Origin of the sequence: Methylobacterium sp. Leaf123, assembly GCF_001423405.1 — a bacterium.
GTDB lineage: Bacteria > Pseudomonadota > Alphaproteobacteria > Rhizobiales > Beijerinckiaceae > Methylobacterium.
This window is the reverse complement of record NZ_LMNS01000001.1, coordinates 308,422-333,473: the sequence shown is the minus strand read 5'-3', so window position 1 is coordinate 333,473 and position 25,052 is coordinate 308,422. Positions and strand designations below refer to the sequence as shown.

Here is a 25,052-nt window from a genome sequence, read left to right as displayed (position 1 = left end):
CGGCTCCCGTCACGGTCAGTTCGCCTGCGCCCGCGTCTTCACGGTCGGCTTCTCGGCGCCCTTGTCGGCCCCCTTGGCACCGGGCTTGGCCGCGATGGCCGGCTGGGTGCAGCCCTTCGGCTGACTTCCCTTGGCCTGGCCGCTCTCGCCCGGCACGAACATCGCCGAGACGCGTCCGCCGGCCACGGGGTCCATGTTGGCCCGGCCGCTCGCCATGTCATAGACGAGGCGCGAGCCGCGGGTGACGTTCTGGCACTGGCTGAGCACGACGTTGCCGGTCAGCACGATGCGCTTGGCCTCCTGATCGAACACCGCATTGTCGCCGGTGGCGATCTGATCCTTCTGCGCGACGGTGACCGGGCCGGCGCACTCGACCTTGCGGATGCCGTTGCCGCCGAGCGCCGCCTTGGCCTTCGCATCCTCGGCCGCCTCGGCCTCAGACTTCGCCGCGTCCTTGTTGGCGTCCTTGGACGGATCCTTGTCCTTGTCGCGCTTGTAATGGACCGTCATGGCCGAGCAGCGAATCGTGCTCTCGCCCTGCACCGCCACGACGTTGCCGGCGAAGATCGCCTTGTTCTCCTTGTCGAACACGTCGAGCCGGTCGGCGTCGATCTTGATCGGCCCCTTGCCGCCGCCGACGGTGCCGAGCGCGGCGGGCTTCTCCTTCACCGTCTCCTTGGTCGGAGCCGCGGCGGCGGGATGCGCCAGGAGGAGAGCGAGGCCGGCGGCAAGCGCCGGGCCGAGACGCGGCGTCATCGCGTGGGTTCCGCAGCGGAGGTGTGGATGCGCTCCGAATCGGCTCGCGAGGCGACCTTGGCCCCGCTCTCCTTCTCGGCCTCGTCGCCGTGGAACACGGCATGGACGCGGCCGACGAAGGAGACGACCCGGCCGTTCTCGACCACGTCGAGGGTGTCGGCGACGATGGAGCCCGACGGCACCGTGACGGTGACGGCCTTGGACGAGCGCAGGCTGCCGGTCTTGAAATCAACGGTGGCGACCGAGAGGCGAACCTCCTCGCCCTTGTCGGTCCAGAGCCGGATGTCGTTCTCGAGGTTGAGTGATTCGCGGGTGGAATCGAACACGCCGCCCTTCGCCTGAAGGTAGGCGCGGCCGCCCTTGTCGTCGGTGGCGACGTGGCCTTTCATGGCCTGAAGCTCGATGATGCTGGGCTTACGCACGTCCTGCTGCGCCGCGTCGGCGACCACCTCGTAGCCGCGCTCGCCCTTGCGGAAGCCGGACAGGCGCGGATTTTCCATCGTGACCTTCGTGCCCGAGACGCTGATCGGGCCGAAGGAGACGTTGGGAATGCTGCCCGTGAGGGGACTCCAGAGCACGATCGCGGCAAGCCCCAGCACGGCGAGGCCGGCGGTGACCGGAATCACCCGGCGCAGCGTCCGCACCTGCGCGCTGTGCCGCCGCGCGCGCCCATGCGCCCGCTTGCGACGCGCGTTTTCGTTCGCGGCAAGCGCGAGGAGATCCGTCTCCCCCTGGATGGTATCGGCCGCCTGCATCGCGTTCCTGAAGGGTCGGCGCGCTTGCGGTCGCGCCCCGCCGGCCGGATGCCCCGGTGCGGTGGCGAAGTTATGGCCTCGTCTTGGCGAAATGATCAACGGCAGCCGCGTGCGCCCTCGCACCGAAAGCGGCGAGAATCGGGGCCTTACGGCACGGTTCGGGCGCAGCGTTGCGGGCCGGCACCGCGCGCAGCAGCGAACTGAGGCCGCGCGCTGGATTCCGATGTACTTGGCAGGGCCGGCGCTGACCTTCGGGGCGGCCTCGAGTCTCAGGCGTGGGCGAAGATGTCGACCTCAGGCCAGCCGGCGAGATCGAGCTTGGAGCGGGTCGGCAGGAAATCGAAACAGGCCTGCGCCATCTCGGTGCGGCCCTCGCGGGCCAGCATGGCGTCGAGGCGCTCGCGGGCGGCATGCAGGTGGAGCACGTCGGACGCGGCATAATCGATCTGCGCCTGGCTCAAGCTCCCGGCACCCCAATCGGACGATTGCTGCTGCTTGGAGAGATCGACGCCCACGAGTTCGCGCACCACGTCCTTGAGGCCGTGGCGGTCGGTGTAGGTGCGGGCGAGCTTCGAGGCGATCTTCGTGCAGTAGACCGGCGTCGGCATGACGCCGAAGGCGTTGAACAGCACCGCGAGATCGAACCGGGCGAAGTGGAAGATCTTGACGACGCTCGCATCGGCCAGGACCGCCATGAGCCGCTCCGGCTTCGGGTCGCCGGGCCGGATCTGCACCACGTCGGCGCTGCCGTCGCCGCGAGACACCTGCACGACGCAGAGCCGGTCGCGATGCGGGTTGAGCCCCAGCGTCTCGGTGTCGATCGCGATCGCCGCGCCCGGCGCGAAATCGGGCGGCAGGTCGCCATGGTGGAGGCGGATCCGGGAGGGGACGGCGGCCATCGTGGGTTCAAACGTGTTCGAAGGGCGGGACGGCCCGCGCGTAGCACCGCGCGCGCCGTCCCGATAGCTCCGCCGATCCACGGGCAGATGAAAGTCTATTTCTGTTTGGCGATGATCTGGTCCTTGATGCCGGCATAGACCGCTTCCGGCACGATCTTCTTACGGACCAGTTCGTCCTTGCCGCGGTAGGGGCGGCCCTTGACGATGGCCGCCGAGCGCGCCTCGCCGATGCCCTTGAGCCGGCTCAGCTCCTCGGCGCTGGCCGAGTTGATGTCGATGAGTTCCGCCTTCGCATCCGTCTTCGCATCCGCCTTGGGGGCGGCGGAGGGTGTGGCGGGGGCGCTGGCCGGGGGCTTCGTAGCGGTGGGGGGCGTCGCTGGGCTCGGCGTCTGTGCCAAAGCCGGGGCGGCGGCAAGCCCGATCAGAACGGTGAAGGTACGCAGCAGAGACGAACGCATGTCGATCTCCCGACATCTCGGGGCGGCGGGGCGCCGCGCCGGTTCTTCGAGATGTAGGGCGGGCCGGTTGAACCGTGCTTGAACGCGATTGCGCACCGATTCGGGCACTTCGCGCGGTCGTATCCGTTGGAAACAGGAGGAGACCGGGCGCGGGGGACATGGCGCGATTGTGACTGTGGATCCGCATGGTGGCGGCGGAACCTGCACGTTCGCAACCCGTTCGTGCACCGCTGCCCGGTCAAGCTGACGACCGGCACCGAATAACGGTCCGTCCCCGAAAGGCGGCGCGCCAGGCACGTTTCGAACGAGGATGACGACCATGGTCGATGGGAACAGGATCACGGGCGCCGCCCGGGAGTTGGGCGGCAAGGTGCAGGGCGCGATCGGCGACCTGGCCGGTTCCCATAGCGATTCGGCCGAGGGCCGTCTGCGCGAGGCCGCGGGCCGGGTGGAGAACGTCTACGGTCAGGCCAAGGACGCCGCGCGGCACGCCGCGGACGAGGCCTACGACACCGCCGAGGACATCTACGATCGCGGCCGCCGCTCCCTGCAAGAGGGACATGAGCGCTCGGTCGAGTGGCCGCACACTTCCCTGGTCATCGCCGGCCTCGTCGGCTTCGGCCTCGGCCTTCTCGTGCGCGGGCGCAACTGACGCCTGACCGCCTCTTCCTCGAACGGCCCCAGACTCGGAGTACCAGAGTGTCTTACCCATCCGGCTTCCAACCCTCGCCCATCGACGGCACGCGGAGCCTCGCCCACGAGACCGTCGCCCTCAATCAGGTCTCCTGGGGCGCCGTCTTCGCGGGCGCCGCGACCGCGCTGGTGACGCAGGTCGTCATCAACCTCGCAGGCGTCGCCGCCGGCCTCGCCTCGGTCGGCCTCGACACGGCCGAGAACCCGACCGCATCGAACTTCTCCCTCGGGGCCGGCGCGTGGTTCGTCGCCTCCGGGGTCATCGCCTCGCTCGTCGGCGGCTTGATCGCCGGGCGCCTCGCCGGCAAGCCCCTGCGCGGCATTGCCGGGCTGCACGGCTTCGTCTCGTGGGTCGTGACCACCCTCGTCGTCCTCTACCTGCTGACCTCCGCCGCCAGCGGCGTCGTCGGCAGCGCCGTCAACACCGTGGGCTCGGCGCTCGGCGGCGCGGGCAACCTCGTCGGCGGAACGGTCCAGACCGCGGCGCAGGCCGCCGCTCCCTCGCTGAGCAAGGTCTCCAACCCGCTCGACCGGATCGAGCAGCGGGTGAAGGATCAGGCGGCTGGCCAGGATCCGCAGGCGGCTCGCGATGCCGCCGTCTCGGCCGTGCGCGCCCTACTCTCGGGTGACGCCGCCGACAAGCAGCAGGCCGAGACCCGCGCCGCCGAGGCGCTCGCCAAGGCGCAGAACATCCCGGTCGATCAGGCGCGCCAGCAGGTCCAGGACTACCAGAAGCAGTACGAGCAGGCGGTCGCCACCGCCAAGAAGCAGGCGGAAGAGGCGGCCAAGACCGCCAAATCGGTCGCGACCCAGGGCGCCCTCTACGCCGCGATCGCGCTGATCCTCGGCGCCATCGCCGCCTTCCTCGGCGGGCTTCTCGCCGCGCCGAAGCCGGCCATCCTGCCCGTTCGCGACTGAGCCGTCGCTCCGGTGGCTTCAGGCCGCCGGACGCGGAAACCGGGTTCGTACGTTGTACAGGATGGGGCGCCGGCCGTTCGAACCGGCCGGCGCTCCCGTTTCGAGCTCAAGGCTCGACGATCAAAGGAGTTTCCAGACTGATGAAATCGACCCTCGCCCTCGCCGCCATGACCGCCCTCCTCGCCGGCTCGCCGGCTCTGGCCGCGCCCGCGCCGCAGAGCCCGGTGGAAGCCCTGGTCCGTGGTGATCTCGCGACCGACTATGTCCAGTACCGCCGCTACGGCTATGGTCGCGGCTATCGCCGCTACGGCTACGGTCGGGGCTATCGCCGCGGTCCGGGCGTCGGTGCGGCGGTCGGCGCGGGCGTCGCGGGTCTCGCGGCCGGCGCCATCCTCGGTGGGGCCATCGCCAACTCGCAGGCCCAGGCCGCGCCGGTCGTGGTCCAGGGCGGCGCCGATCCGGAGACCGTGGCAGCCTGCGCCCGCCGCTTCCGCTCCTACGACGCGCGCAGCGGCACCTATCTCGGTAACGACGGCGCCCGCCACCCCTGCCCGTAAGCACAGCGGTTCACCCGCGCACGCACGGTGTCGCTGCGCGGGTGGCCGGGTCGAGGCGGTCCTAAACGGGCGGGCTGGAGCGCTGCGTCAGGCCGCGAACCGCGTCTGATTCCGCCCGCCCGCCTTGGCCTCGTAGAGCGCCGCATCGGCCCGCCGGTAGAGATCCTCGGCGGTGCCGGTGCCGGAATGCACGGCGAGGCCGAGGCTCACGGTGACCGTTCGCGGAGCGATGCCGGCGGAGGGCACGGCAAATCCGGCAACCGTCCGGTGAATCGTCTCGGCGATGCGTGTCGCGCCGTCATGGTCCGTACCGGGCAGCAGGACGGCGAACTCCTCGCCGCCGATGCGCGCGACGAGATCGCCTGGCCGGCACACGCTGGCCCGCAAGCACTCTGCAAGCCCCTTGAGCACGGCATCGCCGACCGCGTGGCCGTAGCGATCATTGTAGCGCTTGAAATGGTCGGCATCGATCAGGATGAGCGCCAGCGGTGCGCCCGTGCGCCGGGATGTCTCCCAGCTTTGCGCGAAGACGGTTTCGAAACGGCGCCGGTTCGGCAGGCCGGTCAGAACATCGGTTTGGGCAAGGCGAGCCAGTTCGGCCTGCATGGCCGCGCTGCGGCGCAGCTCCCGCCCGAACAGCAGAGAGAGCAGAACCGTCAATCCGCACAGCACGAGAACCGCCAAGCCGATGATCGTGGCCTTCTCCCGCCACTCCGCCTCGATCTCCCGCGTTCCGAGGGCGACGTTGAGGACGAGCGGCAGGTCGCCGACCTGGGTGAAGGTATAGTACCGCTCGATGCCGTCGCGGACGGACGTCCCGGTGAAGCTGCCGTCGCGCTTGGCGACGAAGTTCTGGAAGGTCGGGGCACCGGCGATGTTCGCACCGATGTCGCCCTCCGCGAAGGGGTAGCGCATCACGCGGGTGCCGTCCCGGAGGTAGAGGTTGATCCCCCCTTCGCGGCCAAGCCCGATCCGGGCGAACAACCCGCTGAAATAGGACAGTTTCAGGCTGGCCAGCACCACGCCGCCGAAGCGGCCGTCCGGCTTGTCGATGCGCCGGCTCAGCACGATCACCGGTTCGTTGATCAGACGCGAGATCAAGGGCCGGCTGATATGCAAGCCGAGATTGGCTTGCATCTTGTGGGCCTGGAAGTACGTGCGGTCGGCATTGTTGATCCGGCGGGCCGTATTGGAGCTCGCATCGATGGTGCTGTCGCCGTTCTCGTCGACGACCAGCATGACCCCCATGTCGCGGGCGGTGGCGGCGCGATCGAACAGAGCGATGCGGCGCAAGGACGGACTGATCCCCGCAAGGCCCTCCGCCTTGAGGTTGTCGACGACGCCCTGAAGGGACAGATCGAGGATCTCGACATTGCGGGCGATGTCGCGCTCGATCACCTGAAGCAGGTTCTGCGAGGTCTGCTCGGCCTTGTCCCAGGCGTCCCGGCGCAGCTCGAGCAGCATGATGGCCGAGAGCACCAGCATGCCGATCGGGGCGAGCACGCCGAGGAGGATCCAGCTCCGGGCGGAGCGGACGTGCCGAGCTAGGGGAAGCCGCCGCGCCGACAGCGATCCTCCCTCCGTCCGGTTCTGTTCGCCTTCGGGGATACGCATCGGCTTCGTTCTGACGACTCGTCCGGCCTTTTTGCGGGCGGCACTCTAAGCAAACCTTTCGCCGGGGCCCGACGCCGAGGCCCGATCCGACCATGGCTAAAGCGGGGTTACCGGGATTGGCTCGACCGGCAGCCATCATCCCAATTCCACGGATTCGTGATGGCGATGCCGGGATTAAGACGCTTAACAATCGGAACGATCCGGCCGAGCGGGCTTTAGCGCCGGGGTCGAACGGACTTGCGGTCGTCTCAAGATACCCTTGGTGCCGCCCGACCCCTCGAACACTGATTTCGCAACGTCCCTTCCGACGGCGGACCTTCGCCGTCCGGGGCTTTGCGCCGACCCGGGACCTAGCCGATGCGTGGCGACGCCGCTCCCTCGAACGATCCCGCCTCGCGTCAGCCCTCCCGGCGCGCATTGCGCGGGCTCGACCTTCTCAACCTCACCCTCGCCGACGTGCGCGACGGCCTTGGCCCTTACCTCGCCATCTACCTTCTGGCCGTGCGCGGGCCCGACCAGGGCTGGAACGAGGCAACGATCGGCCTCGTAATGACGATCGCGGGCATCGCCGGATTGCTCGCGCAGACGCCCGCGGGCGCCCTGATCGACCGCACCAAGGCCAAGCGGAGCGTCGTTATCGCCGCCGCGGTCGTCGTGACCTTGAGTTGTCTCGTTCTGCCCTGGATCTCGAACTTCACCCTGGTGGCCGCCACGCAGGCGCTCGCCAGCATGGCGGGTTCGATCTTCGCGCCCGCGCTCACCGGCATCACGCTGGGCATCGTCGGCCCGAAGCTGTTCGCGAAGCGCATCGGCCGCAACGAGGGCTTCAACCATGCCGGCAATGCGGTCTCGGCGATGCTGGCGGGCGGCCTGGCCTATGTCTTCGGCCCGATCGTCGTGTTCTGGCTCATGGGCCTTCTCGCCGCCGGCTCGATCGTCGCGATGCTGATGGTGCCGGCCGAGGAGATCGATGACGACCTCGCCCGCGGCCTCGATTGCGGCGAAGAGGAGAACTGCGAGCAGCCCTCGGGCCTGAGCCTGCTGCTGCGCAACCGCCACCTCATGCTGTTCGCGCTTCTCTGCGCCGCCTTCCACCTCGCCAACGCGGCGATGCTGCCCTCGGTCGGTCAGTTGCTCACCAAGGTCGTCGGCAAGGACAACGCCACCTCGCTGATCGCGGTCTGCATCGTCGCTGCGCAATGCGTGATGGTGCCGATGGCGATCATGGTGGGGGCCAAGGCCGACAGCTTCGGGCGCAAGCCGATCTTCCTCGTCGCCTTCGGCGTGCTGGCTCTGCGCGGCGTGCTCTACACCCTCTCGGACAACCCGTTCTATCTCGTGGCCGTGCAATGCCTCGACGGCGTCGGGGCCGGCATCTACGGCGCGCTGTTCCCGATCGTGGTCGCCGACCTCACCCGCGGCACCGGCCGGTTCAACGTCGCCCAGGGCGCGGTGGCGACGGCACAGGGGCTCGGCGCGGCGCTCAGCGCGACGCTGGCCGGCGTCGTCATCGTCGGCGCGGGCTATTCGGCAGCCTTCCTCGTGCTCGCGGCGATCGCGGCGGCCGGCTTCGCGCTCTACCTGCTGTTCATGCCGGAGACCTTCGGCTACGAGCCGCGCCCGACGGACGCACCGCCCCAGGCGCCTTCGACGCCGCGGGCCGTGCCGGCCGAGTGAGCGTTCTCCGCGATTCCGAGAACGGGCGCGCTACGGCGGTCCACGGCGCGCGTCTACCGTTCCGGCGGGATCGAGTATGTGCCGGTCGCGTGGCAAACGATCGCCTCCTCGCCTACACTCTGGATCGCGACCTCGCCCACCGCGAGGCGTCGCCCGAGCTTCATCAGGCGGCATTCGGCGACGAGGGCGGCGGGGCCGGGCCGTCGCAGGAAGTTGACGTTCAGGCTCGTCGTCACGGCGAGCGCCACCGGGCCGATGTTCGAGAGGATCGCCGCGTAGAGCGCGTAATCGGCCAGCGCCATCATCGAGGGGCCGGACACCGTTCCGCCGGGGCGCAGATGGCGCTCATGATAATCGAGCCGCATCCGTGCGGAGAGCGGGCCGACCGCCTCCAGGTGGTAGTGACGCCCGCCGGCATTCATCTGCGGGAAGTCGCGTTCGAGGAAGGCGGCAGTCTCCTCCAGGTTCATCACGGTCTCGCTCATGCTCCGCCTTGCAGCACGCCGACGCATGGCGGACAAGGGCAGCATGATCCCGACGATCGACGACGCGCCTGACGGTATCGCGACCCGGCACGACCGCTATCCCGATGCGCAGATCCGCGCCGTCCTCAAGGACGCGCGCTCGATCGCCTTGGTCGGCGCCTCGGCCAACCCGGCGCGGCCGAGCTACATCGTCTTCAAGTATCTGGCCGAGCGCGGCTACATGGTGACGCCGGTCAATCCGGGGCTGGCGGGCCAGACCCTGCTCGGCCGGCCGGTGATCGCCCGGCTCTCGGAGCTGACCGGGCCGGTCGACATGGTCGAGATCTTCCGCAATTCCGCCGCGGCGGGCCCCCTCGTCGATGAAGCGCTGGCGCTGCCGGTGCCGCCGAAGGTGATCTGGATGCAGCTCGGCGTGCGCGACGACGCGGCCGCCGCGCGGGCCGAGGCGGCAAGCATCACGGTCATCATGAACCGCTGCCCGAAGATCGAGTATGGCCGGCTCTCCGGCGAGATCGGCTGGACCGGCGTGAACTCCCGCATCATCAGCGCGAAGAAACCGGTGATGGCCAAGGGCGGCGTGCAGAACCGGACGATCGAGGGGACGTGAGACAAGAGCGCCCCCGGCCATGGGCCGAGAGCGCTTTTACGGACGGGCCTGAGGCTCAGGCCACCGTCAGACCAACATCGACATTCCCCCGCGTCGCGTTGGAATACGGGCAGATCTGGTGGGCCGCCTCGACGAGGCGCTCGGCATCGGCGCGGTCGAGGCCCGGCAGGCTGACCTTGAGGTCGGCGGTGATGCCGAAGCCGCCCTCGGAGCGCGGACCGATGCCGACTTGGGCGGTGACGGTGGTGTCGGCGGGCACCTTCAGCTTGAGCTGGCCGCCCGCGACCTTCAGGGCGCCGATGAAGCAGGCGGAATAGCCCGCCGCGAAGAGCTGCTCGGGATTGGCACCGGGGCCGCCCGCGCCGCCGAGTTCCTTCGGGGTCGAGAGCTGGACCTGGAAGCTGCCGTCCTCGGTGCGGGCGGAGCCATCGCGCCCCCCCGTGGCGGAGGCGGTGGTGCGGTACTTTACATCGACGGTCATGGTCTGTCCTCGCGATCAGGGCGAACGGAGGGGGCTCCGTTCGGCTTGGAAGCGGGATAGACGAGATTTAAATTGCGCGCAATATAAACTGTGCGCAATTCATTTTCCGGCGGTGTCAGGCGTCCCGCCCCGTCTCCCGCATGGCGATGACGGCCGCGAAGCTGATCCCCGCGGCGGCGGCGAGATAGAGCCCGACGAAGCCGATGCCGCCCGACTCGGCGAGCCATTGCGCGGCGAAAGGGGCCCCGGAAGCGCCGACGATGCCGGCGAGATTGTAGGTCACGGAGGCGCCGGTATAGCGCACCCGGGTCGGGAACAGCTCGGGCAGCAGCGCACCCATCGGCCCGAAGATCCAGCCCATGGCGAACAGCGCGAGGCAGAGGAAGGCGAGCACCAGGGCCGGCTCGCCGCTGCCGAGCATCGGCCCGAGTACGGCGCCGAGCGCCCCCGTGACGGCGAGGCCTGAGAGCATCACGGGCTTGCGTCCGAACCGGTCGGCCGCCCATCCCGATAGGGGGATCGCCAGCGCCATGAACAGGATCGCCACGCACTCGAACAGCAGGAAGGTTTTGCGCGCGTAACCGAGGGTACCGGTGCCGTAGCTGAGAGCGAACACCGTCGAGAGATAGAAGACGGCGTAAGCCGCCACCATCGCCAGCGTGCCGAGCAGCGTTGCGCGCCGATGCGCGGAAAAGATCGTGGCGAGGGGCACCCGCTCCGGCGGCGCCTGTTCGAGGGCGGCGCGGAAGGCCGGGGTTTCGGTGAGCTTCAGACGGACATAGAGCCCGACGCCGACGAGGACGGCCGAGGCGAGGAAGGGCAGACGCCAGCCCCAGGCCTCGAAATCCGCCGGGCTCAACGTCACGCTGAGCCCGAGGAACAGGAGGTTGGCTGCGATGAACCCGATCGGCGCACCAAGCTGCGGGAAGATGCCGTAGAGCGCGCGGCGCCCCGGCGGCGCGTTCTCGACCGCGAGCAGGGCCGCCCCGCCCCATTCCCCGCCAAAGCCGACGCCCTGGCCGAAGCGCAAAAGGCAGAGCAAGGCCGGCGCCCACCAGCCGATGCTGGCATAGCCCGGCAGGCAGCCGATCAGGACCGTGGACGCCCCCATGATCATCAGCGAGGCGACCAAAGTCGCCTTGCGCCCGATCCGGTCACCGAAATGCCCGAAGGCCGCCGCCCCGATCGGACGGGCGAGGAAGGCGATGGCGAAGGTCGCAAAAGCCTGGAGCGTCTGAACGCCGGGCTCGCCATGGGGAAGGAAGATCGGCCCGATCACCAAAGCGGCGGCGGTGGCGTAGATGTAGAAGTCGTAGAACTCGATCGCGGTGCCGACGAAGCTGGCGACGAGGATCCGGCGGGCGGACGGAGCGCTCATGCGGCCGGAGGCTCCCACTGCCAGAACACCGTGCCGGTGAATTCGAAGACCGGCTCGCCGCGCTGGTTCTCAGCGGTGTTGTGGTGGGTGGCGAGGCCCCAGCCCGGCCGCGTGCGGGAGGCGCGGCGGTCGATGAGCGTGCTGGCATAGCGGATCGTGTCGCCGGCATAGACCGGCCGCAGCCATTTCAGATCCTTGAAGCCCGGCGAGGGGCCGAGCTGCGGCACCGGGCCGGAGCGGGCGGTGAGCGCGATGTCGCGGGCGAAGGTGGCGTTGAGCCGCTTCATCCAGACCGCCGCCGTCTGCCAGCCCGAGGCGCAGAGCGCGCCGAAATGCGTGGCTCGCGCGGCCTCCGCATCGAGGTGGAAGACCTGCGGATCATAGGCCCGCGCGAAGGCGATGATGTCGTCCGCCTCGAAGCGGTGGGCGCCGAGATCGCGGGTGACGCCGAGTTGGGCCTCAGCGAGATAGGGCAGCGGCACCGCGTCGTCCGGCTCCGCCACGGGGCCCGTTTCCGTCGAGAGTTCGACTGGGCGCGGGGCGGGCACGGCGCCGGCACGCGCGAACAGCACCGCGAAGGCCTGGGTCATCACCGCCTCGCCGCGCCCGTTCGTGAGCGTCATCGCGAGCCGCGCCATGCCGCGGTCGGGCTTCGAGGACGAGGGGCGGACTTCCTCGACGCGGATCCGCGCGCTCAGGGCATCGCCCGGCAGGACGGGTCTCAGCCAGCGCAGGGCGGTGATGCCGGGCGACCCCATCGAGGTGGAATGCGAAATCAGGGCCTGCGCGAACAGGCGCATGCCGAGCGCCGTCGTCTGCCAGCCCGAGCCGATCAGGGCGCCGACGAAGGTTTCCTTCGCGGCCGCCTCATCGAGATGGAAGGGCTGCGGGTCGTATTCCCTAGCGAAGGCGACGAGTTCGTCACGGCTGACGGTGATCGGCCCGGCCGCATATTCCTGGCCGGGTGCGAGATCGTCGAGGGAAAGCAGAGCCATGGGGTGCCGCGTCGCGGTGGAGATCCGCGCGTGGCTACAGCATCGAACGGCCGAGTGCATCCGGGGATCGGCCTGAGCCGACCGATGGCCCCGGCGCTGCTTACTTCATCGCCTCGTAGACCTGGATGCCCGCAGGCGTCAGGAGAACCACGAACAGCACCGGCAGAAAGAACAGGATCATCGGCACGGTCAGCTTGGGCGGAAGACCGGCGGCCTTCTTCTCCGCCTCGGTCATGCGGTAGTCCCGGCTCTCCTGCGCCAGCACACGCAGGGCCTGCCCCACCGGCGTGCCGTAGCGCTCGGCCTGCATCAACGCCGTGGTCAGCGATTTGACGATCTCCAGCCCCGTGCGCAGGGCCAGATTCTCATAGGCCACCCGCCGCTCGGGCAGGAAGGACAGCTCGGCGGTCAGAAGTGCCAGCTCCTCGGCGAGGACGACCGACTGGCTTGAGACTTCCAGGCTGACCCGCCGGAAGGCATTCTCGACCGACATGCCCGACTCGACGCAGATCAGGCACAGGTCGAGGGCGTCAGGCCAAGCGCGGCGGATCTCCGCCTGCCGCTTGGAGGTGACGTTCGACAGGTACACTTCCGGCAGTTTGAGTCCGAGAAAGCCGGCAGCAAAGACAAGGCCGAGCCGGATGACGACCGGCTGGTCGAGCACTTCGAGAACGAACAGGTAGAACAGCGCGACGGTCGTGAGGGCGATCGGCATCACGAGGCGGAAGAAGAGAAAGGCGGTCTCCGCCCCGGCGCCGCGATAGCCGGCCCGAACCAGCTTGGCTTTGGCGGTCTCCGTCCCGAGCCAGCGGCCGAGGTTGAACTGCTCGACGACCCGCTTCATGTAGGCCTTCGGCTCCACGCGCAGCGTACTGCGGCTGTTGAGCCGCTCGCGTTCGCGCTGACGGATCTGCTCGCGCTCGTCGCTGACAAGCTTCATCCGCTTGGCGAGCTGGTCGCCCTCAAGCAGCGGCTGCACCAGGGTGAAGACCGTGGCCGCCGCGGCGATGCCGGCCAGCACCGCGGCGATGGTGCGGGGGGCGAACGCGGTGTTGACGAAGTCATCCAGCATCGATGTCCGGCCCAGTTCGTCCCTTACAGAGCGGCGCGAACCGCCTCTTCACGGCGCCTTCCGGCGCGCGGCTCAGATGTCGAAATTGATCATCTTCTTCATCACGAAGATGCCGGTCAGCATCCACAGACCCGAGATCACGAGGGCGATCTTGCCGAACGAGGTGGTCCACAGGAGCGCGGTGTAATCGGGACTCGACAGGTACGTCCCCCCGCCGACGACGAATGGCAGGGCACCGATGATGGCGGCCGACGCCTTGGCCTCCATGCTCATCGCCTGGATCTTGCCGGCCATCTTCCTGCGCTCGCGCAGCACCCGTGACAGGTTTCCGAGCGCCTCCGAGAGGTTGCCGCCGGCCTTCTGCTGAATGCCGATCACGATGGAGAAGAAGTTCACTTCGGTGACGGGCACGCGCTCATACATGCGCAGGAGCGCGTCGGACATCGACAGGCCGAGGGCCTGGGCCTCCATCGTCAACCGGAACTCGCTGCGCAGAGGCTCCTTCGCCTCGCGTGCGATCAGGCGCAGACAATCCCCCAGGGGAATGCCGGAGCGCAGACCGCGCACCACCACATCCATGGCGTTGGGCAATTCCTCGATGAAGGCCGCGACCCGCCGCTTCTGCCGCCGCTTGAGCATCCAGGCGGGTAGGCCGAACCCGCCCACGAACAGCGCGAGCACGGTGACGATGACATTGTGCGAGACGAAGAAAGCGGCCAGCGCGAGGACGACGGCGGTGATCGCCGAGACGACCTGATACTTCTGTCGGCTCCAATCGAGGCCGGCGCGGGCGATGCGCAGTTCGAGGGTGACCTTGGTCTTGTCCTTCTTGGCTTCCAGCTCCTTGAGGCTCTTGGCGACCTGCTCGCGGCGGCTGGCGGCCGCACCGCGCTCCGCGAGCACGGCCTGCGGCTGACCCAGCGCCTTGCGACGCTGCTCGGCCCGCCGCTCGCCTGACAGGGTGGGCAGCAGGAACACGTAGGCGAGCGATCCGGCGGCCACCGCCACGAGCCCGGCGGCCAGAGGGGCGTTGAGCGCGCTCACGAGGCCGCCTCCGCATCGGCCACGGCGGCGTCGAGCGCGGCAGCCAGCGCCCGCTCCTCGCCGTAGTAACGCGCCCGTTCCCAGAAGCGCGGGCGGCCGATCCCAGTGGAGCGGTGGCGGCCGATCAGGCGCCCATTCGCGTCCTCGCCGAGCACATCGTAGACGAACAGATCCTGGGTGATGATGACCTCACCCTCCATCCCCATCACTTCGGTGATGTGGGTGATGCGCCGGGAGCCGTCGCGCATGCGCATGGCCTGGATGATCACGTCGATCGAGCCGGTGATCATCTCGCGCAGCGTGCGCGAGGGCAGCGAGAAGCCGCCCATCGTGATCATCGATTCGATACGCGCGAGGCATTCGCGCGGGGAGTTGGCGTGCAGCGTGCCCATCGAGCCGTCATGGCCGGTGTTCATCGCCTGCAGCAGATCGAAGGCTTCCGGTCCGCGCACCTCGCCGACGATGATGCGTTCGGGCCGCATACGCAGGCAGTTCTTGACGAGGTCGCGCATGGTGACCTGCCCCTGGCCCTCGAGATTCGGAGGCCGGGTCTCCAACCGCACCACGTGGGGCTGCTGGAGCTGAAGCTCGGCCGCGTCCTCGCAGGTGATGACGCGCTCGTCCTCCTCGATGAAGGCGGTGAGGCAGTTGAGCAGGGTCGTCTTGCCCGAGCCGGTACCGCCCGAGATCACCACGTTGCAGCGGACCTTGCCGATGATCTGCAGGATCTTCGCGCCCTCCGGCGAGATCGCCCCGAAGCGCACGAGCTGGTCGAGGGTGAGCTTGTCCTTCTTGAACTTACGGATGGTCAGCGCCGGCCCGTCGATGGCGAGCGGCGGAGCGATGACGTTGACGCGCGAGCCGTCGGGCAGGCGCGCGTCGCAGATCGGCGAAGACTCGTCCACGCGGCGGCCGACCTGGCTGACGATCCGCTGGCAGATGTTCATCAATTGCTGGTTGTCGCGGAAGCGCACGGAGGTGAGCTGAATCTTGCCGGCGACCTCGATGAAGGTCCGGTCGGCGCCGTTGACCATCACGTCGGCGATGTCGTCGCGGGCGAGCAGGGGTTCCAGCGGCCCATAGCCGAGCACGTCGTTGCAGATGTCGTCGAGCAGCTCCTCCTGCTCGGCGATCGACAGCACGATGTTCTTGAGACCGATGATCTCGGAGACGATGTCGCGGATTTCCTCGCGCGCCGCCTCGCCTTCGAGCCGTGCGAGCTGGGCGAGGTCAATGGCCTCGATCAGCGCGCCGAAGATCATGCTCTTCGTGCGGAAGTAATCCTCGGATTTCGGCTGCTGCGCCTGCGGCACCGGCGTGCTCGGCGACGCGGGACGCGCGCGCACGGCCTCCTGCTGCAGGACCGGCGGGGTGACGTTCGCCGGTCCGGGTGCAGGCGCGGCCGGGGCAGGCGCCGCGGCGGTATTGGAGCGTCGACCGAACATGGCGCCGCGCCTTCAGCAGTCTTGAGAGAAAAGAGCGCAGGACACCGTCAGGACGCCTTCTTGCGGGTCAGACGGGCGAGCAGCGGTTCCAGGAGGTTGGCCCGGGCCCGGCGGATCTCGGCCCGGCCGGTCACGGCCGCGGCGAGGTCGGAGAAGATTTCGGCCGGCTTGGAGCCGGCCTGGACCTCGGCGATCATCTGGCCGTTATTGGCGGCGGTGCCGAACAGGGCCGGATCGAAGGGAATGACCGCCTGGAGCGGGATGTCGAGCGCCTTGGAGAACTCGGCCGCCGCGATCTCGGGCCGTTTGGGCACGCCGACGCCGTTGAGGACGACCCGCGCCCGCGCATCGTTGGGCCGCTGCTGATGCAGCAGGGCCAGCAGGTTCTTGACGTTGCGCAGTCCCGCCAGGTCCGGCGGTGCGACGATCAGGATCTCGTCGGCGCTGATCAGCACGCGGCGGGTCCAGGCCGACCATTGATGCGGCACGTCGAGGACGATGCAGGGCACCGCCGCCCGCAGCAGGTCGGTGAGCGCATCGAAGGCGGGCTCGGTCAGATCGACGGTGCGGTCGAGGGTGGCGGGCGCCGAGAGCAGGCTCAGGTTGTCCGCGCATTTCGAGAGCAGGCGATCGAGCAGGTTGGCGTCAAGACGCTCGGGCGCGAACACCGCCTCGGCGATGCCCTGGGGCGGATCCTGGTTGAAGTTGAGGCTCGCCGTGCCGAAGGCGACGTCGAGATCGGCGATCACCGTCGCGGTGCCGTGCTCGCGGGCCACCGTCCAGGCGAGGTTCTGGGCCACCGTCGAACTGCCGACACCGCCCCTTGCGCCATAGACAGCGATGGTGCGCCCCACCGGCTTCGCGCCCGGCGCCGCGAACAGATCGGAGACCGCGGCGATCATCGCGACCGGCTCGACCGGCGCCATCAGGTACTCGCTCACCCCCCGCTGGATGAACTGCCGATAGAGCAACACGTCGTTGACGTGGCCGATCACCAGCACCTTCGTGCCCTCGTCGCAGACCTCGGCGAGCTGGTCGAGGCATTCGAGGGGGCGGGACTTGAGGTTCAGGAATTCGAGCACGATCACGTTGGGCGTGGGCGCGTGCCGGTAAGCCTCCAGGGCCGCGGCCCCGCCGCCCATCTGCACCTTGACGTGAGCCTTCTGCATCCGGCGTTCGGCGGCGATGCCCTCGATCATCGCAGCCGTCTCCGGCGTCTCGCAGAAAGCCTGGATCGTGATCCGCGGCACCGGGGCGATCGTGCGCTCTGAGGCCTCGTATGGGTCCGGCATGGTGCGTGGTTTCCGGTTCTTATTCCGAGTGGGCGCGGCCGGTGATCGACAGGGGTTCGAGGAGACGCGCGAGGGGCCGGCGAGACTACTGGCTCTTCACTTCGCTGCTGACCTTGGTCTGCCCATCCTGACGCCATTGCGTTGACGGATCCTTGCCCTCGCGGAGCTGGCCGAGATCCCTGGTCCGCTGGACCGTGTCGAGACGGCCCTCGGGCCGGCCGCGCACGAGATCGATCGGATCGGCGACCTGAGCGGCGACGTTGGACTGCATCGCGCAGCCGAGATTCCATGTCGGCTCGTTCGACCAGTTGGACCGCAGGTCGCTGGCGCCGAGGTCGCGCGGCCAGAGTCCGCACTTGTCGGCGACCTTGGCCTGCATGCGCTGGAAGGTCAGGCGCAGGGGCGAGGCCAAGGTGGGGTTGGCGATCGGATAGGCGGCCACCCGGACGCCGCCGGCCGGCACGCCCATCTCCGCCGCGAGGCGCCGGATCGACGCGCCGGTGCGCTCGACGGGCCCGGCCAAAGCCGGCGATACACCGCGCGGCAGCTCGATCAGGAGGATGCCGCGGCCGTAGCGCCGGTATTCGACGAGGAAGGCCTCGATATCGGCGCGTTGGCGCGGGTCGATATGGCCGATTCCGGTGGGAAACACATCGAGGGTGCGGTCGGCATCGGCGAGCACGATCGGGTGGCGGGTGCGCACGTCGATCGGATAGGTCGAGCCGGTGGTCGCGACCCGATCCGCGCGGCAGGCGCCGAGCCCGGCGGCAAGAAGCACGGCGGCGGCGACTGGCCAGGCGCGGGGGACGGGGGGGCGGACGGGGGAGGACATCGTGATTCGATCCTGATGGTCGGGGTCAGTCGGCGATGAAGCCGACCCGGCCGCGATAGGCCGGCCCGAGGGTGCCGCCGCCGACCGTGCCGTAGATCTTGTTCAGGCGTCCGAGCAGCACCGCCTGCCCGTCCGGCGCATCGACGAAACCATCATCCGGCCGCTGGACCTGCTTCGCCTCCATCGGCTGCGCGATGTAGGGGGTGACCATGATCATCAGCTCGGTCTCGTCCCGCTGGTAGTCGCGGGAGCGGAACAGGGCGCCAAGGATCGGCAGGTTCATCAGCCCCGGCAGACCGGAGATCGCCGCGCGGTTCTTCTGCTGGATCAGGCCGGCGGTCATCATGGTCGCGCCGGAGGCGAGCTCGACCGTGGTCTCGGAGCTGCGCTTCGTCGTGCCCGGAACGGGCGTGGGTCGGTCGTTGAGGTAGTAGGTGAAGCTGTTCTGGGGATCGAGATCGACCACGTCGGTGGCGATCCGGACCGAAATGCGATTCTCGGCCATGACGATTGGGGTGAACGACAGGCTCACGCCGTAGGGCTTGTAGGTCAGCGCGACGACGCAGCCCTGGTTGACCGACGTGCCGATCGAGACGGTCGAGGCCGCCGAACAGCTCAGCGGCACCGGGATTTCGCCGCCGGCCGTGAATTTCGCCGACTCGCCGGAAATCGCGGTCAGCGTCGGCTCGGCCAGGATGCGGGACACGCCGGCCTGCTCGAAGGCGCGCAAGGTGGCCTTGAAGGAAAATCCTCCGGTCTGGACGGATGCCGTCAGAGCATTGGCATCCGGGCTCCGTGAGCCGGTCAACGGAAAGCCGGTGCTGTTCGTGAAGAGGTTGCCCCCCAGCGGGTTCAGTGCCGACCAGTTGCCGCTCGTGCTGATACCGAACTGCTTCAGAACGGTGCGCGCCACCTCGACCACGGTGACGCGGATCATCACCTGATCCTTGTTGCGGATCGTCAGGTTGTTGATGACGGCGCCGCGGGTCGCGACACCGCCGCCGGCCGCGATGCCGACGAAGGCGTTGGCGATGTCGACCGCCTGCTGCGCCTCCGAGGCCGAGTTCACGCTGCCGGAGAGGACGAGCGAATCCCCGACCGCCTTCACATCGAACCGGCCGCCGGGAAGGCTCTGTTGCAGCGACTGCCGCAGGACGTTGATGTCGCGGGCGATGGTGACGTCGAGCGCCGCGATCTGGCGTCCCTCCCCGTCCATCACGAAGATCGAGGTCGCACCGTTGTCGATGCCGATCAGGAAGAGCTTGCGGCTGGAGCGGACGACCGCGTTCGCGACCGCCGGATTGGCCACGAACACCTCCTTGGCGTCGCGCGGCAAATCGATGATCAGCGAGCGGCCCTTGCTCAGCTCCACCCGCCGGGACACCGCGGCCTCGTTGGGCCCGATCGTCAGGACGGGAGAGGCACCGGAGAGACCGGGCTGCGCCGAAGCCGGGCCGGACAGCATCGCCGATGCAAGGCAGGCGCCGGAGAGCAGGAGAAGGGCAAGTCCGCAGAAGCGAGGGGCGGTCGTCATCGGTCCTGTCCTCACCGGCGCTGCTGCTTGGCGACGCCGAATCGCACCACGGTCATGGGGCCTTCGGGCGGCATCTCGGCCTCCTCGGAGAGGGCGGCGGTCCGGGCGGAATCCTGGATGCTGCGCAGCACGAGGGAGAGCTGCCCGACCTTCTGCGCCAGCGTGACGGTCTCGGCCTGGCTCGGCGTGAGGGCCAGGGTGGCCGTCTCCGCCGTCACGACGTTGGCGCCGTTCTTCTCCTGCACGATCTGGCCGACGGCCAGCACGCGCACGTCGGTCAGCAGCGTCTCGGCGAACTGCTCGGTGCCCTCGTTGCTGGTCTTGATGACGTCGACATGATCGTTCGGCAGGACGAAGCCGCCCGCCGAACTCGATCCGCGCGTATCGGTGGTGATCGCCACGGCCCGCATGCCGGGCGGCAGAATCGCCGACATGAAGCCGCTATTGGCCTTGACCAAGCGCGCGGGCCGGATCGGCTCGTTGGCTGAGAAGCCGGTGCGAATGATCGCGCCGACCGAATCCTCCAACCCCGTCGGCGTCGCACGGCGCTCGATCAAGCCGGGGGAGACCGCCTGTTCCGGCCAGGGCATCCAGCGCAGATCCTCGGGCTTGAGGGTCTGCCCCATGGGAAGCTCTGCGGCGGCGACGAGGATTTCACTCATCGGAACCGGCGTGACGGGCTCGACCTTGGCGACGGGCGCGGGCTCGGGCGCCTTTTCCTCCCCCTGCATCAACAGGGCGGCGCCGCAGCCGGCAGCGAGTGCGATCCCCAAGACGGCAAGACGGGCTGGTTTCATGGCAGGCGCGGAACCGTGACGACGGCTCCGTCGCCGTCTGGTGCCGAGACTTGCCTCGGATTCGTCAAGTTAGGGTTAACCGATCGTCACGACGGCGCTCGCCGGAGTGTCCCAACCGGCGATTGCTCCGGGACTGGTCAAAGGCGATCGCCGCCTTGCTGGCGGCTGGCTCGGTCGAATCTGGCGTCCTCGATCACGGCAGGGCGAGCTGATCCAATCCGACGGAATTCGGCAGCACCAAGAGCGCGGCAGCGGCCAATGCGATGCCGTAGGGAACCCCGGTCTTCGTGTCGTGCAGATGAACGGCAAAGGGAAATTTGAGCGCGAGCTTCGGCAGCGGATACTTGCGGGCCGACACGATCGACAATGTCAGGGGCGCACCCAGGATCGAGGCCAGGATCAGATATTCCGGAAGATTCGCAAGGCCGATCCAGAGCGCGGTGCTCGCAGCGAGCTTGGCATCGCCGCCGCCGATCCAACCCCGGGCGAACAGGGCGAAGGTGATGACGAGCGTTAGGGCACCGGCCGCGAGGTGCCGGGACAGATCGGTCCACGCCATGCCGGACACCGCTGCGTAGAGCACGAACGCTGCGAAGACGAGACCGGTCACGCGATTGGAAATCCGCATCGTCAGCAGATCGCTGGCGGCGGCGTAGGCCATGAGAAATGGAAAGACGATGCACAGAAGGAGATAGGCGGCCATGCTCAACACGGAACTGTTCCTCCTCCACCTGTCCGCCGGTCTAGATCCACATCAGCGCGTCCAGCCAACCGGGACCGCTTTCCGACGAGTGGGCGCCGGTTCGGCGAGAGAACGTGCGATGAAACGACGACCGAGCGACTCCGGCCTGAGGCAATCAGGTCGGATACGGCTCCAGGCGCTTGCGGGGCGTGACGAAGGAGATCCGTCACGCCCTGAAAGCCGTTGTCGCCTGACCGAACGATCAGTTGGCGGTGCCGAGCTTCGTGGTCTGCGTATTGAGGCCAGTGCCGAGCGTCGTGAAGGCGGTCGTCAGGTTCGTCTTGAAGCTCGCGAAAATGCCGACGATCGCGATGCCGATCATGGCAGCGACCATGCCGTATTCGATAGCAGTCGCGCCGGACTCGTCAGAGATGAAGCGCTTGGCGATGTTCTTCACGATGATCTCCATTTGATTAGATCGGATGGGCGTCCGTCGGAAGTCTGCAGAGGCCCCGATCGGCGACAGGTCGAGTGGTAATCCCGACGCGTTGCATTTGGGTTAAATCGACCTCCTAACCAAGCCAGTAGCCGGGTGTTTGCCGGCGGCAGTTAATGATGCGTTTCGACGATCGATCGAATGGTTCGGCGACGCCGGTCGAGCCTCGTGAGCGCTGGGTTTCCGAACAAGGTTAGCGCTTCCTTCATCAGTTTCCTGTTCCGTTCACGCGACGAGAGACGCCTCCGCTCCGGATTCGTGCCACGGCCTCGGCACAGCCCTCGGCGGAGAGCGCTGCCCTACGCGCGATCGGACCGACCCTTAATGCCCCGCCTGCGCCCTCACCGCCTCCCGCTCCGCGCCGGCCCAGCCGCCCTGGTGCTGCTCGCGCTCGCAGCGCCCGCCCGCGCAAACGAGCCGGTGCCGCAGGACACCGTCTCGGTGCAGGTCGACAACGCGAAGGTGATCCGCCTGCCGGAGAAGACGCAGACCGTCGTGGTGGGCAATCCGATGATCGCCGACATCACTCTCCAGAAGAACGGCGTCGTGGTGCTGACGGGCAAGAGCTTCGGCAGCACCAACCTGATCGCCCTCGACGGTAAGGGGGCGATGCTCGCCGAATCGACCATCAGCGTGCAGGCGCCGCAGGCGTCGATCATCACCGTGCAGCGGGGCCTGGATCGGGAATCCTATTCCTGCACCCCGAACTGCCAGCCCTCGGTGCAACTCGGCGACGCCGCCAAGTACTTCGACGACACCAGCAAACAGGCCGAGCAGCGCCGCACCATGGCAACCCAGAACCGGTAGCCGCCGCTCCTTCAAGCCAGCCTCCCGCCGTTGCCACGGAGGCGCTTTGCGTGTAGGTCCCGCCCGCGCCCTTGAGACACCCTTGGAGGCACGGGCGCGCTGGGGAACGGTCGGGCCGTCCGCTTCGGGCGGCCTTTGTCGTTGGTCCGGCTCCATATTTTTCAAAAGGATCACGCCATGAGCGCCACCAAGACGCTTGAGGCCGTGGCACGCGACCGGGTCGGCAAGGGGGCCGCCCGGGCCGTTCGTCGCCAGGGCCAGATTCCCGCCGTCATCTACGGCGGCAACCAGGCCCCGCAGGCCATCGCCATCGACCTCATCCGCGCCCGCACCCTGATCTACGCCGGCGGCTTCAAGACCACCGTGTTCGAGATCGATGCCGGCGGCAAGAAGACCCGCGCGATCCCGCGCGACTACCAGCTCGACCCGGTCAGCGGCGTTCCGCTGCATGTCGACTTCCTGCGCGTCGTCGCCGGCCAGACCGTCACGGTCGATGTCCCCGTCCACTTCGTGAACGAGGATCAGGCACCGGGCATCAAGCAGAAGGGCGGCACGCTCAACATCGCGCTGCACACGGTATCCCTTGAGGTCGCGCCCGACCAGATCCCCGACGCGATCGAGGTCGACCTCACCGGCCGCGAGATCGGCGACGTGATCCACGCCTCCGACCTGCGCCTGCCGGCCGGCAGCTATACCGGTGAGCCGACCGACACGGTCGCCAACCTCCTGCCGCCGACGGTGCTCGGCGCCGAGGTCGAGGCCGAGGAAGCCGCGATCGCCGAGGCCCAGTCCGCTGAATCCGCCGATGAGAAGGCGGACGCCGAGGCCGAGGCCACCAACCAGAAGAACGACAGCAACGCGTAAGCCGCAGCGGGCGCCGCGCGCGCCCGCCCTGCGAAACACGCGATGCCCCGGCCGCTCGGCCGGGGCATTTGCATTTGTCGGGGCATGGATCGGGAGCGCACATGCGGCTCATCGTCGGATTGGGAAATCCCGGCGCGCGCTATGCGCGCAACCGCCACAACATCGGCTTCATGGCCGTGGACGAGATCGCCCGCGTCCACCGGGCGGCCCCCTTCCGTCGTCGCTTTCAGGGCGAGGCGGCGGAGGTGATGCTCGGCTCCGAGCGCGCCATCCTGCTCAAGCCCCAGACCTTCATGAATGAATCCGGCCGCTCGGTCGGCGAGGCGCAGCGCTTCTTCAAGATCCCGCTCGCCGACGTGATCGTGCTGCATGACGAACTCGACCTTGCGCCGGCCAAGCTGCGGGTGAAGCTCGGCGGCGGCAATGCCGGGCATAACGGCCTGCGCTCGATCACGGCGCTCTGCGGCAACGATTACCGCCGCGTCCGGCTCGGCATCGGGCATCCCGGCGACAAGGCGCTGGTACACGCCTACGTCCTCAACGACTTCGCCAAGTCGGAGGAGGCCTGGGTCGAAGATCTCTGCCGCGCCATCGCCGACCACGCGCCGCTGCTCGCGGCGGGCGAGGATGCGAGCTTCCAGAACAAGGTGCATCTCGCCATGGCCGGCCGCGGCTGGGAAACGGTGAAGACGCCCGCCGAAGCCGGCAAGGCGAAAGCGCGCGACGCGAATTGACACGAGCCCGCCGGACCCCGATGCAGCGGGCTTCCGGGCGCGGCTCCCGACCGATCACAACGGATTTCTAGGACCAGCCATGGGCTTCAAATGCGGCATCGTCGGCCTGCCGAACGTCGGCAAGTCGACCCTCTTCAACGCGCTGACGCAGACCGCTGCGGCCCAGGCCGCGAACTATCCGTTCTGCACCATCGAGCCGAATGTCGGCGAGGTCGCGGTGCCCGATCCGCGCCTTGATGATCTGGCCCGGATCGCCTCCTCGAAGGAGATCATCCCGACGCGGCTGACCTTCGTTGACATCGCCGGCCTCGTGCGCGGTGCGTCAAAGGGCGAGGGTCTGGGCAACCAGTTCCTCGCCAACATCCGCGAGGTCGATGCCATCGCCCATGTGGTGCGCTGCTTCGAGGACGGTGACGTCACCCATGTCGAGGGCAAGGTCGATCCGATCGCCGATATCGAGACCATCGAGACCGAGCTGATGCTGGCCGATCTCGACAGCCTCGAAAAGCGCGTCGTCGCCCTGGAGAAGCGCGCCAAGGGCGCCGACAAGGAGGCGAAGGAGTTCCTCGACCTCGTCAACCGCGCCCTGCCGCTCCTGCGCGAGGGCAAACCGGCCCGGCTCGTGGAACGAAAAGCCGAGGAAGAGCGGCTGTTCCAGCAGCTCGGCCTGATGACGGCCAAGCCCGTGCTCTACGTCTGCAATGTGGACGAGGGCGACGCCGACAAGGGCAACGACAAGTCTCAAGCCGTGTTCGACCGGGCCAAGGCGGAGGGCGCGGTCGCCGTCGTCGTCTCGGCCAAGATCGAGAGCGAGATCGCAGTGATGCCCGAAGCGGATCAGGCCGAGTTCCTGGAAGCCGTCGGGCTGGCTGAGCCCGGCCTGAACCGGGTGATCCGCGCCGGTTACGATCTGCTCGGCCTCGTCACCTACTTTACGGTCGGCCCGAAGGAGGCCCGTGCCTGGACGATCACGAAGGGCACCCGCGCCCCGGCGGCGGCGGGCGTGATCCACACCGACTTCGAGAAGGGCTTCATCCGCGCCGAGACCATCGCCTTCAAGGATTACACCGCGCTGAACGGCGAGTCCGGTGCGCGCGATGCCGGCAAGCTGCGGCTGGAGGGCAAGGAATACGTGGTGCAGGACGGCGACGTGCTGCATTTCCGCTTCGCCAACTGACGG

General features: G+C 68.4%; 27 protein-coding genes. 9 read left to right on the top strand and 18 right to left on the bottom strand.

Features of this window, described 5'->3' with window-relative positions:
* Positions 1–15: 15 nt before the first annotated feature.
* The 4 genes from ASF53_RS01335 to ASF53_RS01320 all read right to left on the bottom strand — a co-directional run bounded on the left by ASF53_RS01335 (position 16) and on the right by ASF53_RS01320 (position 2,868).
* The gene (locus ASF53_RS01335) at positions 16–756 is read right to left on the bottom strand and encodes an LptA/OstA family protein (protein WP_056192623.1); all 741 of its coding nucleotides are present in this window, start codon (positions 754–756) and stop codon (positions 16–18) included.
* Positions 753–1,511: a hypothetical protein gene (locus ASF53_RS01330; protein ID WP_056192620.1), complete on the bottom strand. Its 759-nt coding sequence runs from the start codon at positions 1,509–1,511 to the stop codon at positions 753–755. The genes ASF53_RS01335 and ASF53_RS01330 overlap by 4 nt, the downstream gene beginning before the upstream one ends.
* 269 nt (positions 1,512–1,780) lie before the next feature.
* The gene (locus ASF53_RS01325; RefSeq protein ID WP_056192617.1) at positions 1,781–2,410 is read right to left on the bottom strand and encodes a ribonuclease D; all 630 of its coding nucleotides are present in this window, start codon (positions 2,408–2,410) and stop codon (positions 1,781–1,783) included.
* A 95-nt stretch (positions 2,411–2,505) separates the two neighbouring features.
* Positions 2,506–2,868 (bottom strand): ComEA family DNA-binding protein, encoded by a 363-nt coding sequence (locus ASF53_RS01320; protein WP_056192614.1) that lies wholly within the window; start codon positions 2,866–2,868, stop codon positions 2,506–2,508.
* Between the two features lie 319 nt (positions 2,869–3,187).
* Between ASF53_RS01320 and ASF53_RS01315 the strand changes: the two genes are divergently transcribed.
* The 3 genes from ASF53_RS01315 (at position 3,188) to ASF53_RS01305 (ending at position 5,036) form a co-directional block, all read left to right on the top strand.
* Positions 3,188–3,520 carry a CsbD family protein gene (locus ASF53_RS01315; protein ID WP_056193820.1) on the top strand — a complete coding sequence of 111 codons (333 nt, stop codon included), beginning with the start codon at positions 3,188–3,190 and terminating at the stop codon, positions 3,518–3,520.
* Between the two features lie 47 nt (positions 3,521–3,567).
* Positions 3,568–4,479, top strand: a complete 912-nt coding sequence (locus ASF53_RS01310; protein WP_082482271.1) for a PhnA-like protein — start codon at positions 3,568–3,570, stop codon at positions 4,477–4,479.
* A 140-nt stretch (positions 4,480–4,619) separates the two neighbouring features.
* Positions 4,620–5,036, top strand: coding sequence for a BA14K family protein (locus ASF53_RS01305; protein ID WP_056192611.1), 417 nt, complete (start codon positions 4,620–4,622; stop codon positions 5,034–5,036).
* 87 nt (positions 5,037–5,123) lie between these two features.
* Here ASF53_RS01305 and ASF53_RS01300 read toward each other — a convergent pair whose 3' ends face one another.
* A complete protein-coding gene (locus ASF53_RS01300; protein WP_056192608.1) occupies positions 5,124–6,650 on the bottom strand; it encodes a sensor domain-containing diguanylate cyclase in 1,527 nt (508 codons plus the stop codon).
* Between the two features lie 357 nt (positions 6,651–7,007).
* Between ASF53_RS01300 and ASF53_RS01295 the strand changes: the two genes are divergently transcribed.
* Complete coding sequence (locus tag ASF53_RS01295; RefSeq protein WP_056192605.1) at positions 7,008–8,327, top strand: MFS transporter; 1,320 nt, start codon at positions 7,008–7,010, stop codon at positions 8,325–8,327.
* Positions 8,328–8,380: 53 nt separating this feature from the next.
* On the opposite strand, the gene ASF53_RS01290 is transcribed toward ASF53_RS01295, so the two are convergent.
* Positions 8,381–8,812, bottom strand: a complete 432-nt coding sequence (locus ASF53_RS01290; RefSeq protein ID WP_056192602.1) for a PaaI family thioesterase — start codon at positions 8,810–8,812, stop codon at positions 8,381–8,383.
* Positions 8,813–8,855: 43 nt separating this feature from the next.
* On the opposite strand from ASF53_RS01290, the gene ASF53_RS01285 reads away from it, so the two are divergent.
* On the top strand, positions 8,856–9,419 hold the full coding sequence (locus ASF53_RS01285; protein WP_156635317.1) for a CoA-binding protein: 564 nt from the start codon (positions 8,856–8,858) through the stop codon (positions 9,417–9,419).
* A 55-nt stretch (positions 9,420–9,474) separates the two neighbouring features.
* Here ASF53_RS01285 and ASF53_RS01280 read toward each other — a convergent pair whose 3' ends face one another.
* The 12 genes from ASF53_RS01280 to ASF53_RS01225 all read right to left on the bottom strand — a co-directional run bounded on the left by ASF53_RS01280 (position 9,475) and on the right by ASF53_RS01225 (position 21,440).
* The gene (locus ASF53_RS01280) at positions 9,475–9,900 is read right to left on the bottom strand and encodes an organic hydroperoxide resistance protein (protein ID WP_056192596.1); all 426 of its coding nucleotides are present in this window, start codon (positions 9,898–9,900) and stop codon (positions 9,475–9,477) included.
* A gap of 115 nt (positions 9,901–10,015) precedes the next feature.
* Positions 10,016–11,278 carry an MFS transporter gene (locus ASF53_RS01275; RefSeq protein ID WP_056193815.1) on the bottom strand — a complete coding sequence of 421 codons (1,263 nt, stop codon included), beginning with the start codon at positions 11,276–11,278 and terminating at the stop codon, positions 10,016–10,018.
* Positions 11,275–12,273: a MaoC family dehydratase gene (locus ASF53_RS01270; protein ID WP_056192593.1), complete on the bottom strand. Its 999-nt coding sequence runs from the start codon at positions 12,271–12,273 to the stop codon at positions 11,275–11,277. Before ASF53_RS01270 ends, ASF53_RS01275 begins: the two co-directional genes overlap by 4 nt.
* 100 nt (positions 12,274–12,373) lie before the next feature.
* Positions 12,374–13,345, bottom strand: a complete 972-nt coding sequence (locus tag ASF53_RS01265; protein WP_056192590.1) for a type II secretion system F family protein — start codon at positions 13,343–13,345, stop codon at positions 12,374–12,376.
* 72 nt (positions 13,346–13,417) lie between these two features.
* Entirely contained in the window at positions 13,418–14,389 is a 972-nt protein-coding gene (locus ASF53_RS01260; protein WP_056192586.1) for a type II secretion system F family protein, read from the bottom strand.
* Positions 14,386–15,834: a TadA family conjugal transfer-associated ATPase gene (locus ASF53_RS01255; RefSeq protein ID WP_056192584.1), complete on the bottom strand. Its 1,449-nt coding sequence runs from the start codon at positions 15,832–15,834 to the stop codon at positions 14,386–14,388. Before ASF53_RS01255 ends, ASF53_RS01260 begins: the two co-directional genes overlap by 4 nt.
* A gap of 47 nt (positions 15,835–15,881) precedes the next feature.
* Positions 15,882–17,126 (bottom strand): CpaE/TadZ family protein, encoded by a 1,245-nt coding sequence (locus ASF53_RS01250; RefSeq protein ID WP_056192581.1) that lies wholly within the window; start codon positions 17,124–17,126, stop codon positions 15,882–15,884.
* Between the two features lie 85 nt (positions 17,127–17,211).
* Positions 17,212–17,958, bottom strand: coding sequence for a CpaD family pilus assembly protein (locus ASF53_RS01245; protein ID WP_056192578.1), 747 nt, complete (start codon positions 17,956–17,958; stop codon positions 17,212–17,214).
* 25 nt (positions 17,959–17,983) lie between these two features.
* On the bottom strand, positions 17,984–19,492 hold the full coding sequence (locus ASF53_RS01240) for a type II and III secretion system protein family protein (RefSeq protein ID WP_056192576.1): 1,509 nt from the start codon (positions 19,490–19,492) through the stop codon (positions 17,984–17,986).
* An 11-nt stretch (positions 19,493–19,503) separates the two neighbouring features.
* Positions 19,504–20,289 (bottom strand): Flp pilus assembly protein CpaB, encoded by a 786-nt coding sequence (cpaB, locus tag ASF53_RS01235; RefSeq protein ID WP_056192573.1) that lies wholly within the window; start codon positions 20,287–20,289, stop codon positions 19,504–19,506.
* A gap of 193 nt (positions 20,290–20,482) precedes the next feature.
* A complete protein-coding gene (locus ASF53_RS01230) occupies positions 20,483–20,992 on the bottom strand; it encodes an A24 family peptidase (protein WP_056192570.1) in 510 nt (169 codons plus the stop codon).
* A gap of 241 nt (positions 20,993–21,233) precedes the next feature.
* Complete coding sequence (locus ASF53_RS01225; RefSeq protein ID WP_200943148.1) at positions 21,234–21,440, bottom strand: Flp family type IVb pilin; 207 nt, start codon at positions 21,438–21,440, stop codon at positions 21,234–21,236.
* A gap of 351 nt (positions 21,441–21,791) precedes the next feature.
* Here ASF53_RS01225 and ASF53_RS01220 point away from each other — a divergent pair, with 351 nt between their 5' ends.
* The 4 genes from ASF53_RS01220 to ychF all read left to right on the top strand — a co-directional run bounded on the left by ASF53_RS01220 (position 21,792) and on the right by ychF (position 25,049).
* The gene (locus ASF53_RS01220) at positions 21,792–22,274 is read left to right on the top strand and encodes a pilus assembly protein N-terminal domain-containing protein (protein WP_056192567.1); all 483 of its coding nucleotides are present in this window, start codon (positions 21,792–21,794) and stop codon (positions 22,272–22,274) included.
* A 177-nt stretch (positions 22,275–22,451) separates the two neighbouring features.
* Complete coding sequence (locus ASF53_RS01215) at positions 22,452–23,138, top strand: 50S ribosomal protein L25/general stress protein Ctc (RefSeq protein WP_056192563.1); 687 nt, start codon at positions 22,452–22,454, stop codon at positions 23,136–23,138.
* 101 nt (positions 23,139–23,239) lie between these two features.
* Complete coding sequence (pth, locus tag ASF53_RS01210; protein WP_056192560.1) at positions 23,240–23,872, top strand: aminoacyl-tRNA hydrolase; 633 nt, start codon at positions 23,240–23,242, stop codon at positions 23,870–23,872.
* Between the two features lie 79 nt (positions 23,873–23,951).
* On the top strand, positions 23,952–25,049 hold the full coding sequence (ychF, locus tag ASF53_RS01205; RefSeq protein ID WP_056192556.1) for a redox-regulated ATPase YchF: 1,098 nt from the start codon (positions 23,952–23,954) through the stop codon (positions 25,047–25,049).
* The last annotated feature ends 3 nt before the right edge of the window (positions 25,050–25,052 follow it).